General features: G+C 34.3%; 19 protein-coding genes. 8 read left to right on the top strand and 11 right to left on the bottom strand.

Annotated features, from left to right (window positions below):
* Positions 1–55 precede the first annotated feature (55 nt).
* The 6 genes from BN1058_RS00885 to BN1058_RS00860 all read left to right on the top strand — a co-directional run bounded on the left by BN1058_RS00885 (position 56) and on the right by BN1058_RS00860 (position 7,233).
* Positions 56–1,054, top strand: a complete 999-nt coding sequence (locus BN1058_RS00885; RefSeq protein ID WP_255306932.1) for a sugar-binding protein — start codon at positions 56–58, stop codon at positions 1,052–1,054.
* Complete coding sequence (locus BN1058_RS00880; protein ID WP_090851503.1) at positions 1,051–2,502, top strand: sensor histidine kinase; 1,452 nt, start codon at positions 1,051–1,053, stop codon at positions 2,500–2,502. The genes BN1058_RS00885 and BN1058_RS00880 overlap by 4 nt, the downstream gene beginning before the upstream one ends.
* A gap of 17 nt (positions 2,503–2,519) precedes the next feature.
* Positions 2,520–3,953, top strand: a complete 1,434-nt coding sequence (locus BN1058_RS00875; protein WP_176694405.1) for a response regulator — start codon at positions 2,520–2,522, stop codon at positions 3,951–3,953.
* Positions 3,954–4,059: 106 nt separating this feature from the next.
* The gene (locus BN1058_RS00870; RefSeq protein WP_090851497.1) at positions 4,060–5,349 is read left to right on the top strand and encodes an ABC transporter substrate-binding protein; all 1,290 of its coding nucleotides are present in this window, start codon (positions 4,060–4,062) and stop codon (positions 5,347–5,349) included.
* 97 nt (positions 5,350–5,446) lie between these two features.
* Positions 5,447–6,412 (top strand): carbohydrate ABC transporter permease, encoded by a 966-nt coding sequence (locus BN1058_RS00865; RefSeq protein ID WP_090851494.1) that lies wholly within the window; start codon positions 5,447–5,449, stop codon positions 6,410–6,412.
* Positions 6,412–7,233: a carbohydrate ABC transporter permease gene (locus BN1058_RS00860; protein WP_090851490.1), complete on the top strand. Its 822-nt coding sequence runs from the start codon at positions 6,412–6,414 to the stop codon at positions 7,231–7,233. The genes BN1058_RS00865 and BN1058_RS00860 overlap by 1 nt, the downstream gene beginning before the upstream one ends.
* Before the next feature lie 109 nt (positions 7,234–7,342).
* Here BN1058_RS00860 and BN1058_RS00855 read toward each other — a convergent pair whose 3' ends face one another.
* The 10 genes from BN1058_RS00855 to BN1058_RS00810 form a co-directional block, all read right to left on the bottom strand.
* Positions 7,343–8,338, bottom strand: a complete 996-nt coding sequence (locus tag BN1058_RS00855) for a tagatose 1,6-diphosphate aldolase (RefSeq protein WP_090851487.1) — start codon at positions 8,336–8,338, stop codon at positions 7,343–7,345.
* Between the two features lie 42 nt (positions 8,339–8,380).
* On the bottom strand, positions 8,381–9,319 hold the full coding sequence (locus BN1058_RS00850; protein ID WP_090851484.1) for a hexose kinase: 939 nt from the start codon (positions 9,317–9,319) through the stop codon (positions 8,381–8,383).
* Between the two features lie 202 nt (positions 9,320–9,521).
* The gene (locus BN1058_RS00845) at positions 9,522–10,943 is read right to left on the bottom strand and encodes a PTS galactitol transporter subunit IIC (RefSeq protein ID WP_090851480.1); all 1,422 of its coding nucleotides are present in this window, start codon (positions 10,941–10,943) and stop codon (positions 9,522–9,524) included.
* Between the two features lie 31 nt (positions 10,944–10,974).
* On the bottom strand, positions 10,975–11,277 hold the full coding sequence (locus tag BN1058_RS00840; protein ID WP_090851478.1) for a PTS sugar transporter subunit IIB: 303 nt from the start codon (positions 11,275–11,277) through the stop codon (positions 10,975–10,977).
* A gap of 20 nt (positions 11,278–11,297) precedes the next feature.
* Positions 11,298–11,762 carry a PTS sugar transporter subunit IIA gene (locus tag BN1058_RS00835; protein ID WP_255307031.1) on the bottom strand — a complete coding sequence of 155 codons (465 nt, stop codon included), beginning with the start codon at positions 11,760–11,762 and terminating at the stop codon, positions 11,298–11,300.
* Between the two features lie 26 nt (positions 11,763–11,788).
* The gene (gene lacB / locus BN1058_RS00830; RefSeq protein ID WP_090851471.1) at positions 11,789–12,307 is read right to left on the bottom strand and encodes a galactose-6-phosphate isomerase subunit LacB; all 519 of its coding nucleotides are present in this window, start codon (positions 12,305–12,307) and stop codon (positions 11,789–11,791) included.
* An 11-nt stretch (positions 12,308–12,318) separates the two neighbouring features.
* Positions 12,319–12,747 carry a galactose-6-phosphate isomerase subunit LacA gene (gene lacA, locus BN1058_RS00825; RefSeq protein ID WP_090851468.1) on the bottom strand — a complete coding sequence of 143 codons (429 nt, stop codon included), beginning with the start codon at positions 12,745–12,747 and terminating at the stop codon, positions 12,319–12,321.
* Between the two features lie 37 nt (positions 12,748–12,784).
* Positions 12,785–13,546, bottom strand: coding sequence for a DeoR/GlpR family DNA-binding transcription regulator (locus BN1058_RS00820; protein ID WP_255306931.1), 762 nt, complete (start codon positions 13,544–13,546; stop codon positions 12,785–12,787).
* A 266-nt stretch (positions 13,547–13,812) separates the two neighbouring features.
* The gene (locus BN1058_RS00815) at positions 13,813–14,673 is read right to left on the bottom strand and encodes an HAD family hydrolase (RefSeq protein ID WP_176694404.1); all 861 of its coding nucleotides are present in this window, start codon (positions 14,671–14,673) and stop codon (positions 13,813–13,815) included.
* A gap of 321 nt (positions 14,674–14,994) precedes the next feature.
* Positions 14,995–15,837 (bottom strand): sulfurtransferase, encoded by an 843-nt coding sequence (locus BN1058_RS00810; protein ID WP_090851460.1) that lies wholly within the window; start codon positions 15,835–15,837, stop codon positions 14,995–14,997.
* A gap of 267 nt (positions 15,838–16,104) precedes the next feature.
* On the opposite strand from BN1058_RS00810, the gene BN1058_RS00805 reads away from it, so the two are divergent.
* Together BN1058_RS00805 and BN1058_RS00800 are read left to right on the top strand one after the other, a co-directional pair.
* Complete coding sequence (locus BN1058_RS00805; protein WP_090851457.1) at positions 16,105–17,355, top strand: dicarboxylate/amino acid:cation symporter; 1,251 nt, start codon at positions 16,105–16,107, stop codon at positions 17,353–17,355.
* Positions 17,356–17,623: 268 nt separating this feature from the next.
* On the top strand, positions 17,624–18,493 hold the full coding sequence (locus BN1058_RS00800) for an alpha/beta hydrolase (RefSeq protein ID WP_255306930.1): 870 nt from the start codon (positions 17,624–17,626) through the stop codon (positions 18,491–18,493).
* Between the two features lie 109 nt (positions 18,494–18,602).
* On the opposite strand, the gene BN1058_RS00795 is transcribed toward BN1058_RS00800, so the two are convergent.
* Positions 18,603–19,541 (bottom strand): nuclease-related domain-containing protein, encoded by a 939-nt coding sequence (locus BN1058_RS00795; protein WP_090851451.1) that lies wholly within the window; start codon positions 19,539–19,541, stop codon positions 18,603–18,605.
* Between the last annotated feature and the right edge of the window lie 81 nt (positions 19,542–19,622).

Below are 19,622 nucleotides of genomic sequence, written 5' to 3'. Positions count from 1 at the left end.
TTGTAAATTATTTTTTTACTTTTAATATAAAGCGCTTTCATATAGGGGTGGTTAGTTGAGTAGACTTAAGAAATACTTCATTTATGGTTGTAGTCTAAGCATGTTTTTAATCAGCTTTTTATTAATGATTTATTATGGAAAAGAGACCTTCTATTTAGAAGGCCAGTTAAATAACAAAAAAGTTTACGACTATCATTTTGTTTTAATTACCGAGGAAGTTGGAAATGATTATTGGCGCTTAATTGAAAGTGGTGCACGCGAACAAGCATTAGCCAACAATGTTTATTTAGAATACATCGGACCAGAACAAGCAGATTTAAAAGAAAGATTAAATACATTTGACCGAATGATCGCTGCAAATGTAGATGGAATCTTTATTCAAGGCTTACCTGGAAATCGATTTACCTACCTTGTAGAAAAAGCAAAAGACCAAAGCATTCCTGTTGCAACAATTGATGCCGATGCACCTGAAAGTGCTCGGAATTTTTACGTTGGAACAGATAATTATCAAGCCGGATATTTAGCTGGAAAAACATTAATTAAACATACATCAGGCACTATTAATATTGGAATTATCGTTGGTTCAATGGAAAGTTTAAATCAACAGCTTCGTTTAAAAGGATTAAAAGAAGCCATTGCTTCTGTAAAACGAATAAAGATTATCTCTATTGATGAATCAACAATCAGTGAAATAGGCGCTGCACAGGCCACTTATGCTTTATTAAAAAACAATCCAGAAATAAATGCATTGTTTGGTTTGAGTGCTTTAGATGGTATTGGCATTGTGCAAGGCGTTGAAGAAATGAACCCTAGCAATTATCCGTTTATTGTAGCATTTGACACATTGCCTGAAACAATTTCTTTAATTGAAAAGGATAAAATTTTTGCAACAGTTGTTCAATACCCGAACCAAATGGGACGTCAAGCAATTGAATTAATGCTAAATTTAAAAAACAACCAAGCAGTAGATGCATTTAATTATACTAATACAGGAGTTCTACTGAAAAGCGATATTACTAATGGTGGGATTCTAGCAAAAGGTGATCCAAATTGAAGTCCATTCGTAGTAAATTAATCTTATATTTTTTTGTTTTTATTCTTTTATTTAATTTAGTCTCTCTTTCCATCTATTTTAGCTCAAATAAATTAATGAACGATTACCATGCTAGCTTCGATCATTTCTTTATATTAAACTCAATCTCTCAAACGTCTACTCAACTTTATGAAGCTAGTAAAAATTATGTTATGTCACCTGAATCTAAATACCTTGATGACTATTATGATACATTAGCACAACTTAAAGAAGAACGACTTCAAATTGAACAAAATACACCAAATGAGATGCGCATCCAAGTTAAAAACTATCTTAATTTAATTAATGCATTTATCTATCAAACTGAATTAACCATTGGTTTCGTGTTAAGAGATGACATTGAACGATATACTGCTCATTTAAAGGAAGCTCAACGATCTGTTAGTTATATTCAAAATACTACACTAGAATTAATCGATATTGAACTATCAGGTTATCAATTAATATACGACGATTTACAAGAACGCAATAATGATTTTCGACTATTTATTCTTTACTTATCTCTTACGACAATCATGCTAGCTATTTTTATAGCCATTCGTTTCTCAAAAGGGATTAGTCACCCTATTCAAGAATTATCACAAGCAGCTAAACAAATTTCTGTTGGTGATTTCTCAGGAGAAAAAATAGTCTTTCAATCAAATGATGAATTGAAATTATTAGCAGATTCTTTTAATCATATGCGTTCAAGCATTGAGAACCTAATTGAAGAAATAAAGGAGAAATCAGAGCAAGAGAGATTAATGAAGGAATTAGAATTAAAACATTTACAGAACCAAATTAATCCACATTTCCTATTTAACACATTAAATACTGTTTCAAAAACAGCTTACTTAGAAGATGCTAACTTAACCTCTAATTTAATTGACTCCATTGCTAGTTTACTTAGATATAGCTTAGGTGATATTAAAAGGTCAGTTTATCTACGAGATGAAGTTGCTATTATTTATTCCTATATACGGATTCAAAAAACGCGCTTTGTAGAAAGAATTACCTTTGAGACACATATAGATGAATCATGTTTAGATATACCTATTCCCCGCTTAGCCTTACAACCTATTATAGAAAATGCTTGTTTACATGGGGTAGAACCAAAGGAAGATGGCGGAGTCATTCTATTACGTATTTATCCAACAGACACCAAGATCGTTGTTGAAGTAATCGATAATGGGGTGGGAATGACGCAACACCAACAAAATAAGATGTTAACCAATTCTCAAGTAAATGAAGAGCATATTGGCCATTCCACTGGTTTAGGTCTAAGGAATGTGATGAGGCGCTTACAGTTATTCTATCAAAAAGAACATGTACTTGAAATTGAATCAACAGTGGACGTTGGTACAACTATCAAATTATTACTACCTAAGGATTACACCAATAATGAAGAAAGATTAGATATCGATGAATGAAGAAAGGAGCAAGAAACATGCGTATTCTTATAGCAGAGGATGAAATGTTAGAAAGAAAAGCAATGCGTAAATTTATTTATCATAACTTTCCAGATGTAGACATTATCGGTGAAGCAGTAAATGGCAGAACTGCAATTGAAATAGCTCTAGAATTGACCCCTGACCTTATTTTAATGGATATAAAAATGCCAGGCGTCAACGGTATTGAAGCAATTGAACAAATCCATCATAAACAGCCATCCATTAAATTCATTCTTATTTCTGCTTATGATTCGTTTGATTTTGCCAAGCAAGCAATGCAACTTGGTGTAAAAGAATACATTCTAAAGCCTAGTAAAAAAGAAGAAACGATTCGTGCCATTCTAAGAGTGAAAGAAGAGTTAGAAAAAGAAAGAGAAGCAATAGAGAATCAACAACGTTCAGAGCAAATTGCCCAAGAACTATTGATTAGTAAACTAATGCAATTCGAAACAGGTGAGGAAGTTCATAACTTACAACAAACTCTCTTCCCTTCTATGAATGCTGGCTTTTTCCTTGTTGTTTTACCACACGACAATGCTAAGGCTGCTATATTACGTGAAAAATTAAATAAACTTAATAGTTTTAGATGGATTGCAAATGATGATGAGCACCACTATATTCTATTATTTATAAGTGAGAAGAAAGTAACCAAAGCTGATATTTTAAAATTGGCAAGAGAATTGCATATTGCGTTAGGTGATAAAGCGTATATTGGAGCTGGAAAATCCTATCATAATTTAGCTGATCTACCTCATTCCTATTTGGAAGCGGTAAAGGCTGCAACCCACCTTTCTACTTTACAACAAAAAAATTACGGGTTTAAGGAAGAGAAAAAACAACATGCTACCAAAAAAATAGAACAGCTTCTAACAGAAGTTGAAATGGGAAATGAAAAAACAAGCCTATATTTACTTCAAGATCTAATGGATGATTATTCAAGCAATATTAATGAGGAATTAGTGAATTTATATTATAAACTACGACAAACGTTAGAACAAAAAGGAATTTCCGTTCCTGAAATGACCTATAAACAGCTGACGTCTGATAAACACTGGACTGAATTCATCAAGTTGTGTTGCTTAAATGTAAAACAGCATTACCAATCACAGGACAAAATGGAGCGTACAAAGAAATATATTCATGATCACTTTGACCAACCTATTAATCTAGAAGAACTAGCTCAGTTAAATGACTTAAGTACCACTTATTTTTCAAATCTATTTAAGGAATCAACTGGTTATACACTTATCGATTATATTACAAATGTACGCTTGAACAAGGCAAAACAATTATTGCAAAAAAATAAATATAGTTTAAAGGAAATTAGTTATATGATTGGTTATAATGACCCGAATTATTTTAGCCGTGTATTTAAAAAGTACTATGGTGTCTCACCCAAACAATATCAACAAGCTATCATTAAAATGTGAAGAAAATCGTAAAAAAGTGAAGCAATTTTATCAATACATTTATGGAAATGCCTATATAATTATATATGTAAGCGGTAACATTTATTAAAACAAGGGGGTAAGATGAGTGAAGAAGTTATTTAGTCTATTTTTATTAGTACTATCAGCTCTTATTTTTGTTGGTTGTAGTTCTGATTCATCTTCTGATGGTGAAGGTGATGGGGCAAATGATGCAGGAGAAGATAACAAAAAAGTTGAAATTTTTAGTTGGTGGACTGGAGCTGGTGAGGAAGACGGGTTATTAGCATTAATTGACTTATTTAAAGAAAAACATCCAGAGGTTGAGGTAGATAATGCTGCCATCTCCGGTGGGGCAGGTACAAACGCCAAAGCAGTATTAGCAACTCGTATGCAAGGTGACGATCCACCTTCAACATTCCAGGTGCATGGCGGAGATGAGTTAAACGAAGGATGGGTAGCTGCTGATAAAATGCAGCCACTAAACGACTTTTTTGAAGAACAAGGTTGGATGGATAAGTTCCCACAAGACCTAATTGATATGGTAAGTAAAGATGGAAACATTTATTCCGTACCTGTTAATATTCACCGTGGTAACGTGATGTTCTATAACATGGATATTTTTGAAGAACATGGCATTGAAATACCAACAACATTTGACGAATTTTTCGCTGCGGCAGATAAACTTCAAGAAGCTGGTGTTACCCCATTAGCTTTAGGAGATAAGGAAGCTTGGACAGCAACACAACTGTTTGAAAACATCTTGTTAGGTGTTCTTGAGCCTGAAGATTATACAGCATTATTTAATGGTGAAATCCCATTTGATGATGAAGGGGTAGTCGAGGCTGCCGAAATATTTAAGAAAACACTTGATTACGTAAACGAAGACCACGCTTCTCGTAACTGGCAAGATGCATCACAATTAGTTGGTAATGGAGAAGCGGCCATGATAAATATGGGTGACTGGGCAAAAGGATACTTCTCTAATGACCTAAATTTAGAAACCAATGAAGACTTTGGTTATTTCCCTAATCCAGAAACAGTAGGCGAGTTTGTTATTATCACTGATACATTCGGCTTACCAAAAGGTATCGATAACGAAGAAGAGACAAAAGAATTTTTAGCAGTATTAGGATCTGTTGAGGGGCAGGATGTATTTAATCCGCTTAAAGGTTCTATTCCTGCTCGATTAGATGCTGATCCTTCTAAATATGATCAGTACGGTAAAGATACAATGGAAGACTTTTCAGAAGCAAAGTTAGTTCCTACATTAGCACACGGTTCTGCAGCACCAGAAGGTTTTCTAACAAAAGTAAACCAAGCAGTGAATATCTTTGTTACACAACGAGATGTTGACACATTTATTGATACACTAAAAAAAGCGGCTTCTGATCTATAATTATTATAAGGTTGCCCTGTATCGTAAATTGGTACGGGGCTTTTATTTTCAGGTCAACGGCTTTTAAAACTATCTTTTGATAGGAGGGACTCTAATAATGGATCAAAAAATAAACATCAATAAGCAAGTTGATATACAGCCGAAAAAAAAGAAAAAAAGAGTAACAAGTGATCAACTGCTTGCAGTGGGGTTTCTTTTACCATCCTTTATTTTACTATTAATCTTTGTTTACGGATTTATTGGCTGGACTGGTTGGGTTTCATTAAGTAATTGGAATACATTAGTCCCTGATTTTTCATTCGCAGGACTCAAAAACTATATCTATTTATTTGGTGACTATCGATTTCAGGCAGACCTTCGAAACACGATCTTTTTCACCATATTATTTATCGGTTTAGTAATTGTAATGGGATTACTTCTATCCGCATTAATTGATCAAAAAATTAAAGGAGAAACTTTTTTTAGAAACGTTTTCTTATTCCCAATGGCATTATCCTTTGTTGTTACAGGTGTTGTTTGGCAATGGCTATTAAATCCCTCTACTGGATTCAATCAATTTTTAGAAGTGTTTGGTATCCAACCGAAATGGTATACGGACACAACTATTTTAGCTGGATTTGAATGGGGATCTATTGAATTTGGACTTCCTGTAGCAATTATTGCTGTTGTGATCGCGGCTGTTTGGCAAATGACCGGTTTCTCATTGGCTATGTATCTAGCTGGGCTACGGGGTATACCAGAAGAACTTAGAGAAGCTGCGCGTATCGATGGTGCTTCGGAATTTCAAATCTATCGCAAAGTTATCTTACCAATGTTAACACCAATTACAGTTAGTGTTGTCATTATTATGGCACACATATCTTTAAAAATATTTGACTTAATTTATGCAATGACTGGCTCAGGTGCGAACTTTGTAACAGATGTCCCTGGGGTATATATGTTTGAAACAACATTCCGTGGTAATTATTATGCTAACGGTTCTGCAATTGCGATTATTATGCTATTACTTGTTGCAGTCTTTATTGTTCCTTATCTATTAACAAATCGAAGGGGTGACAATTAATGGCAACTATAAATATAACAAAAATATTAAAATACATCTTCTTATCTGTCATGGCTCTTTTCTTTTTAACACCTGTTTATGTCATTATCGTTACTAGTCTTAAACCATTAGACGAAGTTTCACTAGCAGAGATGTGGACACTTCCATCAACCATTGATTTTACAAGCTACACGCAAGCTTTTACAGAACTTGCCCCTAATTTTATGAACAGTATTTATTTAGTCGTTCCTGCAACTTTGATTTCCGCATTATTAGGTGCAATGAATGGTTATGTATTATCTAAGTGGCGATTCAAAGGTTCAGAAGTTATCTTTACCGTTATGTTATTTGGTATGTTTATCCCGTACCAAAGTATTCTAATTCCGTTAATTCAATTTTTACGTTCGATTGATCTGTATAACTCCATAGCCGGTCTTATCTTTACACACGTGGTTTATGGATTACCAATTACCACACTAATGTTTCGAAACTTTTATGCTAACATTCCTGATTCTATGATTGAATCAGCAAAAATTGATGGAGCAAACTTTTTAAGTATCTTTCGTCGAATTATTATTCCACTTTCGATATCAGGCTTTGTTGTCGTTGCTATCTGGCAATTCACGAACATATGGAATGAATTCTTGTTTGCTGTAACCATTACCAACTCTGGAAGCCAACCCGTAATGGTTGCCTTACAAAACCTGTCTGGAAGTCAGATTGTACAGTGGAATGTGCAAATGGCCGGTGCATTAATCGCCGCTATGCCTACACTACTCGTTTATATTATACTAGGCAAATACTTTGTTAGAGGACTCCTAGCAGGCTCTGTAAAAGGATAATGGGACACGGGGACAGGCACCCTGTCCCATTTTTCACACATAATAAAAAAAGATACCAGAAATCATCCTGGTATCTCCTTTGTATTAATGAACGCAGTATTACAATATCTTACTTTGTTGTATCTGCATCCCATGGTGTTGCAGTTTCATTTACGGCTTTAATTACTTTATTTAAATTTTCTGTTCCAGTTGTTTCTAGCCAATCTTGGAAAGCCTTCTTGCCATCTACAGCAAATGTTTTCACTCCGTCTTTCCAAATCGCTCTTCCACATAGGCAGCCATTGAACGTCGAACCTGCTTCTTTAGCAAAATAAAGTGTGTCAACAAATTGATCATTCGTTACTCCACCACTCAAATAAATAAATGGTAGTTCACTTTTTTCTGAACAAGTACGGTAAAATCCAGCAGCATCCTCTTTACTAAACACTGGTGCATAATTATCATATTGATCATTACCTTCAATATGATAAATAGAAACAGGAACCTCCACTTTTAATAAATCAATTCCATAAACATCTTTAGAAAACTCTTCCATGAAGTACTCAATAATTTCAGGCTTTCTCTTAGCAAAGTCCACACCCTTTGCATCAAGGCCACTCGCATCATAAGATACAGGTTCCAAGATAAAGTATAAGTCATTTTGACGACACTCATCGCCCACACGCTTAATAAACGTTTTCTTAATATCATTATATTTTTCTTCTTCCGCTGTATCATAATAAACAAGAAGCTTAACAGCGTGAGCTCCCTTTTCAACAAGATCTCGAATAGAATAAAAATCAACAAGGTTTGGTAAACGTCCCTTTTCCGTTGCGTCATACCCTGTTTTTTCATACGCCATAATTAATCCAACATCTTTATTCAATTTAGCAGCAGCAGGCCACCCATATTCCGGATCAAGTAACAAAGAAGATGATTTATTTCCTAATACTTCACTTATTCCTTCTTTAAAACCAGATAGCCCTTCTTCATAAGAAATTGCTCCATTATACGATGTGATCATTTTTCCTAATGAACCACGCTGATCCATCGCTGTTGCCAAAACGATATTATTTTCATTAGAAATTGCCTCAAGCCCTTTTTTCTTCCCTGGTGTTAAATTCATTACATTACCTCCTGTTTTTCTTCCTAATTTTTTGACCAGTAATTAGTCAGCTAATAACTCAATGCTCATCTTATTTACACACCAATCTATATTGGTTGTATCTATACAGCCTGTTTGATCCTCCATTACGTTTAGAACACCCATCGATAAGCCAAATTTAATTAATGCCTCATCCGTTAAACCTTGTGAAAGACCTGCTGCGAATCCGGCAATTACAGAATCTCCTGAACCGACCGGGTTTTTTGCATCCACTTTTGGGTTGTTCACCCGATAAAGCTTGTTATTATGTTTAACAATTGCTCCCTGACTACCCATTGTAACAACAACCCACTCGACATCATCTAAAATGGAGGGTTTTGTTAATGCACGCATAATACTTGCGTCATCTGTAAATGACTCACCAAATAAATCACCTAATTCAATATGATTAGGTTTTATGAGATCTGGCTTTATACCGCTTTTTAGCGTTTCCTTTAAAAGATCTCCTTTGGTATCAAGTAATACTGGTTTATCATGTTCTTTAGCAATTGTAATTAGTTTGCTATAAAAATCTACTGGCAAGCCTTTCGGAAGACTTCCTGACATGGTGATAATGTCAACTTCTTTTACATAGTTTGAGAATGCTTGAAGAAAATCACTTTCTTCTTTAGAAGATATGACTGGACCACCTTCCAAAATTTCCGTTTGTTCCCCGTCATGAATAATAGCGATACAATTTCGTGTATCACCGCTTACTGAAGTAAAAAAATCTTTCATATTTAACTTAGCTACTTCATTTCGAATAAATCCGCCTAAGCTTCCACCTAAAAATCCAGAAGCAGCGACTTCTTCACCTAGCTGATGTAACACTCTACTTACATTTAGTCCTTTTCCTCCTGCAGTTTTAGACACATTAGTCACTCGATTTCCTTCATTAAGCTTAAAATGATCAAGCGAGTAACGTATATCAACAGACGGATTCAAAGTAATGGTTAAAATCATGGTTAATTCCCCTCGCCTTGTTAAGTTTACAAACACGAACTTTATCTAATTTAAAGTGTTTACTTAACTGTTCAGTTCTTTTCTTTTTCTTTCTATGTTATACTAAAGTAATAGATCACTTGGAGTAAAGGGACATACCTGATTTTTTAGCCCTAAAATCGTATGTCCTCGTTTACTCCTTTTTTTATTGGATTAACATTTATTATGCTGCATTTGTATCTTCTTTTTCTCTAGCATACGCAGCGTTACGTTTCTTCATCTCTTTTACGTACCAAACGAACAATCCGATGTATGCTGTTAATGTACCTACAGCAATAAGGATATTCTGAATAGTAAAGCTTTCACCTAAACGACCAACAATAATTGCAATGAATTTCTCAACTGGTCCTTCTAAAGTAGAGTGTGTAATTAGTGCTCCACTATCTAATCCTGCAGGGAATGCTCCTACAGATTGTGCTGTTTCTGTTACGAATGGTGCAATTGCTGTACCTGACCATAAGAATACAGGAACCATAATTGTACCAATGATGATCATACGCATGATTTTTCCTCGAGTTACAACTAATAATGCTGGTGTTAAACCGATAGCAATAATACCACCTAAAGGAAGAATTGCATTTCCTGGTAAGAAAAGAGCGATCACTAACATGATTGGTGCAATAACGTTTGCTGCTGCCCACATCTCTGGACGAGCTGCAAGGAAAGGCCAGTCGATACCAATGTTAAACTTTCTTCCATGGAATTTCGCACTTAGGAAGTTGGTAATCCCTTGTGATAAAGGTTCAACCGCTGCAATAAACCATGTACCCACGACAGAGAATAATTCTAGTGCTACACCACCAATGAAAGCTAAAGTAAAGATGGTTTGTACTGGTTGTTGTCCTAAAATACCAACAAAAGCACCAAGATAAACACCGATTGCAAATTTACTTCCCCAGAAACCAATTTTTTCATTTAATTGTGCTGCATCAAAGTCATATTTATCAATAAACGGAAATAGCTTTTGGAAAATTTTATCGAACAACATGATTAATGGATTTAACATAAAGTTCAAGTGTGTTGTTGTTGTCGGATTTGATTCCGGCATATCTAGTAAATCATTAAAGGTTGGCTTCATTACATCTGCATTGATAAATTTCATTACACCTAACACAGTAACTAATACTGTTGCCAAAAACAGGTTATCTGAATAGAACATTACTAGTAGACCTGTGATGGATAAGTGCCAAAAGTTAAAGATATCCACATCTAATGTATCTGTTTTATTTATAAGTAACATAACTACGTTAATAATTACAAGAATCAATAAGAAAAACAGTGTATACGCAGAGCCCCAAGTAATGGTCGCTAGTGGCGCCCACCCTACGTCTGTAATAGATAGTTCAATACCTGTTGATTTAACGAAATCTTTCAGTGCTGGTGCAAAGTTACCAGTTAAAATGTTAATAACTGCACCAATACCAGTTAATGCAATGGCTAATTTCAGTCCACCCTCGATCGCTCTACTGAATTTTACTTTCATAAGAAGTGCAAATAGTGTGATAAGGATAAACATCATTGGCGCAGCCCCTAAGCTAATAAGGGGTGAAAAAATAGTATTTGCAAATTCGATTATCGTTTGCATATGGATCTAACTCCTCTCATAAATACCTTTTTTATTTTTGTAATTTCTTAATAACGCTTTCAATTTCATCAAAAACTGGTGCTGACATTGCTGGAATGCGATATAATATAGGTCCTGCTTCAACAACTGGAATAGGGATTTCGAAGCTGAACTTAGGTTTAGATATTGGAGCGAAAATGTCGTATTCTTCTACCATTTCTTTTGTTATATCTTTAATAACAACTGCATCTGCTTGAACTTTGTAACCTCTTTTTTTCATTTCTTCCTCAAGTCCATTCTTAATCTGATGACTTGAATTGATACCTGCACCACAAGCTGCTAAAATTTTAATCATTTTTATCCACTCCTTAATTTTTATTTATTTGTTAAAAAGTTATAAATATCTTCATTTGTTTCTAATGTTTCTAAAGTTTTAATATTATCCACATCGGTCATAAACGCCATAAGCTCAGAAAGCACATTGGTTTGATTTGTTTTTTCATTATTGATAATCATGAATAAGTAATTCACATTCAATTCATTATCAGGTGCAATCATATTGTTAAACGGAATAGGATTAGTAAGTTTTATAAATACAACTGCCTTCGCATCACAATGCTCTGTGTCCGTATGCGGAATTGCTACATTTGGTAATCCTTCAGCAACAGGACTTAAATCTAGACCTGTAGGATAATTCGATTCTCTTTCGATGATTGCATCTTTAAAGCTTTCCTTCACTATTCCCTTTTCCAAAAGCATACTACTAATTTCTGTAAAAACTTCTTGTTGTGTAGTTGCATTACTAGAAAAAATCAAATCTTTTTGATAAAGTTTTTCCATCACTGCCACTTCCAACCCTCCAATCTTTATTCGTTAGGGTATCCGCCATTCTCCCACTTCTCGAGAAACTCATCAAAATAATGATCATCATTTTTTTGTTCCTCATTCATAACAAGTGCGTCGATACGCTCAATCATTCTATCATTCGCTTCTGATTGCTGATATTCCGTTTCTAAAAATTCGTCAATAATGTTTTCAATTAAACCAATTCCAACAATTCTTCCACCCATAGCAATCACATTTGCATTTAGGGTTTCTTTTGCATATCTAGCAGTTTCTACATCTCCTACTAATGCAGATCGAATACCTTTTACTTTATTAGAAGATACGGAAATTCCTACACCAGTACCGCAAACCACTACTCCTAAATCTGCTTCACCAGAGACTACTTTTTCTGCTGTCTTCTTCCCATAAATCGGATAATGTGTACGTTCTTTATCATAGGTACCATTATCGATAACTTCATGACCTTTTCCTTCTAAATAAGAAACTAAATAGTTTTTTTCATCTGTTACGATATGGTCGCATCCAATTGAAATTCTCATTGTTTCACTCCTTAACACATTTTATTAAGCATATCTACACGAATTTGATGTCTTCCCCCGTCATAATCTGCATTAACATAAGATTCAACAATTTTTTCAGCTAATTTAGGGCCAACAATTCCAGCACCAATTGCGATTATGGAAGTATTATTATGTCCTCTAGTCATTTTTGCGGAATGCTCATCAAACACGTTCGCACAAATAATTCCTTTGTGTTTATTTGCTACCATAAATGGACCCGCACCATATTCATCAATAATAATTCCTCGATCAGCTTGATTATCTTGCACAACAGATACAACCTTGGTTGTTGCATCGAAAAAATCCAAATCTTCGTCTGGTGTCTCATCTAAAACTTCGTGTCCTAGATGATTCAACACTTCCTTCATATGTTCTTTTAGTTCAAAACCTTTAGCATCACTGCCAATAGCAATTTTCATTTGTAATCCTCCCAATCTATTAGCCAATCAATCCATCTTAGTTGATTATTTTGCACTTCTCATCATAATAGTGCTTGTATTCTTCAGGGATTTGGCTATCTGTAATAATTGCTGTTAATTGATCAATTTCATACAACACTTGAAATGCTTCTACACCAAACTTACTATTATCAGCAACAATATATCGATTAAGGGAATTATTCATAACGATTTGTTGAACTACTCCTTCTTCTTCATCTGCCGTAGTAACGTAATCGCCATAGATACCATTCGCACCAATGAAGCACTTTTGAACTCTGATATCTTGAATGAGTTTACGGGTGAAATAACCAACAAACGTACCAGTTTTTTCTCGTAACGTACCACCAACTAAAATAAGCTCATATTGATGTTCATTTTTAAATTGATTAAAAATAGTAATCGAATTCGTAATAATCTTCGCATGACTCACAGTTAAATATTGAAACATGAGCTCAGTTGTTGTTCCCGCTCCGATAAAAACGATATCATTTTCTTCAATTAATTCAGCAGCTTTCTTTGCTGCGTGCTCTTTTGCTTTAATATTGATTCCCTTTTTCTCTGTGTGAGAAAGTTCGATGTACTTATCATCGTCCATCTTCCGCTTTGCTCCACCGTGAATTTTCTCGACTAAACCCCTATCCGCTAATTCTGTGAGATCTCTTCGAATTGTCATCGGTGTCACATTTAACTTTTTTGAAACATCTGATATTTTTAAGAAGTTATTTTTTTCAAGCAATTGAATGATGTTTTTGTGCCGAATCTCTTTCAGGTTATTCACCTCCCTAATGTTCGTTTATGTTGCTTTTTGTTGTTACATGTTTATTTTATATTATGAAAGCGTTTAACGCAATACTTTATTTAGAATTTCAAATTTTTTTCACATTTTATAAAAAAAGAAGATTATACTAAAAAAAACACTTGCAAAAATTTGAAAAATCCTTTTTGTATTTTATGCGTGTACTCGTTTATTCACTTCGGATATTAGTAAAAAAGCCTACTCTTTACAAGTAGACTTTTTGTCCTTTTTTCCTTCTATATCAGTCATTAAGCTTGTATTCCCTCAAACAATTTATTGCTTAAATACTTAGCTAAACCATTTTCATCATTTGTCTCATTTGTTACTTCATCTGCTTTCGTTTTAACAAGTTCGCTAGCATTATTCATAGCAACAGCATACCCAGCGACTTCAAACATAGGTAAATCATTTTCACCGTCACCGACCACTAATAATTGTTCGGATGTTACATTTAAATGTTGTAGTAATAAATGCAATCCTGTAGCTTTAGAAACGCCCTCAACCATAATTTCCACATTATGATCAGAGGAAGATGATGTTGTAAATTGTTTTTTTTGTTTCATATTTGTTAAACACTGTTTCCATTTATTAATTTTGCTTAAATTCTTACTAAAGAAATATATTTTCACAATGTCTTCTGTTATTAGTCTATCTTCCCAACTGATTTTTTGTTCAAAAGCATCAAAACGAGCATTCCGTTCATTCTCACCTAATGTTTCTGGATCGTCTCCATATACTTCTTCTTTCATGAGCAACCTATCTTCCACTAAAGCGAAACGGTTTCCCTTTTTTGTATGCATTTCATAATAGACCTCATTATTTTGGGCCTCTTCAATAACTTGTTTTACTAATTCAGGATCTAACGCATATTGAAAAACCGCTTGATTATTGGTATAACAGCCCATTCCATTAGAAGTAACCGCTCCATCATACGGGAAATCGGCTGGAAGAACATCTTCAATTTCACGCATTGTTCTTCCTGTTGATAAAATAACCTTTATATCGTTATTCTGTACTTTCTTTAGCGTATGAACTAACTCCCTACTTACTGTATTATTAGAATCCAACGTTGTCCCATCCATATCCAACGCAATTGCTTTTATGTTCATGCTTGCACTCCTCCCACAATATGTTAAATGATACATACTCCCCTTGAGACTTTGGTTCATTTTCTATACACTTTATTTAATCAATCCTCCTATATATATGTTTATTTTTGTTTAAAAATTAATTTTCCAACATAATCGAACATACTATTATATTAGCACAATAATGGGACGGAGGGACAGGCACCGTGTCCCATTTTTAAAAAATCGCCAAAAAATGAGCATGAAAAAGATACTAGGTTGCTATGTTTATAAACAATAGCAACCTAGTATCTTTGGTTTTATTTCAAACTATCGATATATTTTTTATTTTTACCCTATCTTTTAAATTCCCTCTCCTGTTGCTACTGGATTATCAGTATAAGAAACCCAATCACTATAACTCCCTATATATAGCTTTACATGCTGATATCCGGCCATCTTTAATGCCATATAGTTAGGTGCAGCAGTAACTCCTGATCCGCAATACACAATAATAGGCGTTTGCTGATCTAATCCGGTAAATCGTACTTTCTGCTCTTCACTGCTTTTAAAGGAACCGTTCTCCAATCCTTCAGCCCAATACATATTGATGGCACCCGGGATATGACCAGCTATCCTATCTATTGACTCCACCTCACCTAAATAACGGGATTTCACTCGTGAATCTATTAAAATAGGAGATGATTTCTTGTTATCAACGATGTCTTTTACTTCATCATAAGAAGCTAACATATCCTTTTGAATAGTTACTTCAAATGTAGCTAGTTCTGATGTAGGCATTTCTTTCGTTATCATATAACCAGCCTCAGACCATCCTTTAATTCCCTCATTTAATATGTATACTTTTTCATGGCCTATATACGTAAGTAACCACCAAAAGCGAGATGCAAATTGACCTTCCCCACCGTCATAAGCAACTACGGTTTTTGTACGATCAATTCCTATTTTTTCGATTTCACGTTTGAATTGGTCCATATCTGGAAGCGGATGCCTTCCACCATGCTTTGAAACAGGTCCAGACAATTGTTTTTCTAAGTCAAAATAAAAGGCTCCTGGTATGTGTCCTTCCTGATAAAGCTTTTCCCCCTTATCCTGATCACCTAATTCAAACCGACAATCGACAATTTTAACTTGATCATTGGTTAGTTTTTCTGCCAACCATTCCTTACGCACAGCAAAATCCATATTTCCACCTACCTATTCTTTTTCTTCATTTTAAAATTAAACGATGTATCTTTATCTTTTGAAAAATCTTTTCCTATTATAGAGGTTTGCTTGATAAGTCATACTCACATACAATTTTATCACAAATCAAACACTTTACTATTCACATTAAATACATCTCATCTCACATATTAAAATAAAAAATCCTTTTTGAAAGGCCTATAATTTGGTACATCATTCTCTCTCGTTTATAATAAGGAAGCAGGAAAAATTTTAGGGGTGAAAAAAGTGAAATTATGGACTTTATATAAAGATTCTTCTTTTATACTAAAAATGACTATTGGTTTCATTTCAGGTATTCTTGTCGGTGTTATTATTGGCCCTCCAGCAGAGGTAATTAAACCACTTGGTACCGTGTTAATAAATTTACTTAGTATGATCGCAACACCTGTTGTCTTTTTAACAGTAGTACTTGCTGTTAATAAAATGAATCCAAAGGAATTAGGAAGGACGGGCGGTAAATTAATCCTTTATTATGGAACAACCACGGCAGCAGCGGTTTTAATTGGCCTCGGCTTAGCGTTATGGATAAATCCAGGTGAATCATTATCTTTACCTAATGTGTCGGTAGATGAACCAGCAAATCCAAGTTTCTCCGACGTCCTTTTAAATATTGTACCTAGTAACTTGTTTAATGCTTTTAGTAGCGGTAATTTAATGGCAATTCTATTCCTTGCTATTATTGTTGGATTTACTATTTCCAACATGAATTATGCGAATGATGAAAAAATGAAACGCTACGGTAGCTATTTACAAAATCTATTTGAAGCAGGGAACGCATTATTTTTCAAGATATTAAACGGTATTCTTTATTATGCTCCGATCGGTATTTTTTCCATTGCTGCTTCTACTTTCGGAACACAAGGATGGGATACGTTTACGTCGTTACTGAAATTTTCTGCTGTCTTTTATCTTGGAATTATTTTGCTTTGGGTATTTATTTATACTGGTATGCTTCGTATTTTCAAGGTACCTGTTCGTCACTTTTATGCACAAACGAAAGACGCTTTTACCACAGCCTTTTTTACATCTAGCAGTATCGCTACCTTACCAGTAGCGATGGAGAGTGCAAAAAAAGCAGGAATATCAGACAAAATTGTACATTTTAGCTTACCATTAGGAGCTGTCTTTAATTCTGATGGTGGAGCACTTCGAATGGGTGCTTCCATTGTATTTGCAGCAAATGTGACAGGAGCGAACTTTTCTCTAATGGACCTTGTTACGATTGTTCTTGTTGGAACCCTACTTTCGATTGGAACAGCTGGTGTTCCAGCAGCAGGTCTCGTTACATTAGCCGCTGTCTTAACACTATTTGATCTTCCATTAGAAATTGTGGCACTCATTGCAGGTGTTGATGCTTTAATAGGAATGGGTGGTACCGCATCAAATGTAGTAGGAGATATCATCGGTGCAGCAGTAGTAGATAAATCAGAAAAGAAATCGACACACTCTAACCAGTTAGCAGTGGATACAGACTAGTAGTTGTAAATAATGAAGATAAAAAACACTTCACAATGGAGTGTTTTTTGTATTGACTTTTACAGAAGATGGCATCTATTTCTAGTAATAATCTAGCTTGATTTTTATAAAATCAAAGGTATGAAGTCATTGTATAAGCTCCCCAAAAAAATATAGCTTTTATTGTACACAATTAACAATGAACTATACGAAGTAGTTCCTTATACTTTATTATAGAAAACGAATACACATTGTTTATTGGTACTTAGATAGGAAGTGACTAACAATTATGAAGACAATTATTTATAAGCAAAATAAACACTATACGCTAAAAGCAGACTTATATGAAGCTAACCAGCAAGAAGCTCCCGTAATTATTTATATTCATGGAGGCGGTTTACTCTGGGGGACACGAAAAGAAATTTCTAAAGAAATGATTCAACTATATACAGACAGCGGATTTTCATTATTTTCCATTGACTATAGACTAGCACCGGAAACAAAATTGCCAGATATTCTCCACGATATTCAGGATGCTATAAAGTGGATACAAACCGAAGGAGTAAAACATTTTTCTATTAATCCACAAAAAATGGCTGTAGTTGGCGGCTCCGCTGGTGGTTTTCTTGCTCTTAGTACAGGGACTTTTGAAAACAAACCGAAAGCAATTGTATCATTTTATGGTTATAGCGATTTGAATGCAGCCTGGGCGATTAAGCCAAGTCAACACTATCGTCAAAAAGAAATCATTCCTGAAAAAATCGCAAAACAATTTATATCTAAATCTACTATTACAGAAGGGCCAATACAAAAAAGATATCTGTTATATTTATATGCAAGACAAACAGGGGAATGGGTGGAGGAAATCACTGGTATAAGTCCAAATTTGAACCAAAGAGAACTCACCTTATACTCGCCAATTTATCATATTCAGGAAGACTATCCAGCTACTTTGTTACTACACGGCACAGCAGACACAGATGTACCTTATGAACAATCGGTTTTAACGAGAGATACCTTAGTAAACAAAGGAATTGATGCAGAACTCATTACAATTACAAATGGTGAGCATGTATTTGATAAAGAATTTAATCGTCCTATCGTTCAAGATGCCCTAAAGCAAGTGATTCAATTTTTGCACACTCGCTTAAATGGATAGCGTAACTCGGAATTACACTAAAAATGATTACAATGAAATGAGCTCAATTAAAACACACTTCGCAGGGAGGTGTGTTTTATTTATTCATATAAATGACAAAAAAGAGAGATTAATAAGATGTAGACGATCGTGGCGTATCGACTTTTTTAATAAAATACGTGCTCTTTGTATTACCTTGTTTAGTAAAATGATTAAGCAATACACGTTTACACCTTGTATGAGTTATAGAATCACCACACCATTTTGAAATAATATTTGAGGTTAATTTTTCATTTGGAAATAGTTTCTGAAAATTTTTAATACAACGAAGGATTGAAATGCTGACTATTTCTTCTGCTTCACAGCATTTACATTTAACAACGCGATTAATTGGATAAGTTTCCATTGAACCACATTGATAACATGGTATTCCTTTTTGCAACTCATCAAATGTATAGTTGAAAATATCTTCTTGGTGAAATGCATGATAAAGAGAAGATTCGAGAACTCTGACTATATTTTTACTTTTTTTACCGCTGTACTCATTTTCATTTAACTGGGTAAGAATCGAATGCACATTGGAGTGAAAAATGATTTGTTGATTTAGAGGTGTTTGATAAATGGAACATTGTGGATGAATAAAAACAATATAAGATTTAAGAGGCATGTCAATACCCTTAGACTTTAGAAACATTCGGAATAATGAGATCGTTCGATTACGTTGAAGCGTTGGGTTTTCAATCTCTTTATTTGGCACTTTATAAAGTATATCCTGATCAAAATAATATTGACCATGGTAGTTTTTTATTTCAAAAAGATAAATGATATCATTCGTTATAACAATTGTATCAATCTGAAAGTATTTTTCATTGTACTTTAATTGTATATCATTTAGTACCATTAGGTTCTTACCATATCTTTTCAAATAAGAATCAAAGCGTAATTCTCCTTCATACCCTCTCATTAAATGTTGATACTTCATATAATCTCTTTGGCTCAGTTCTTTTCGTTTCATAAGTATTTCTAAAATAACAAGTTCTTTTGGTTTTTTACGCTCTTTTATGATCATTTATTTTCCCCCCATATTTAAAATATACATAATAGACTATCTCTCCTAGTTTATCTTATACAATAAGGTTGATTTAGCAGG

This window comes from Paraliobacillus sp. PM-2, from assembly GCF_001368815.1.
Classification (GTDB): Bacteria; Bacillota; Bacilli; order Bacillales; family Amphibacillaceae; genus Paraliobacillus.
This window is presented reverse-complemented; position numbering and strand designations above follow the sequence as displayed.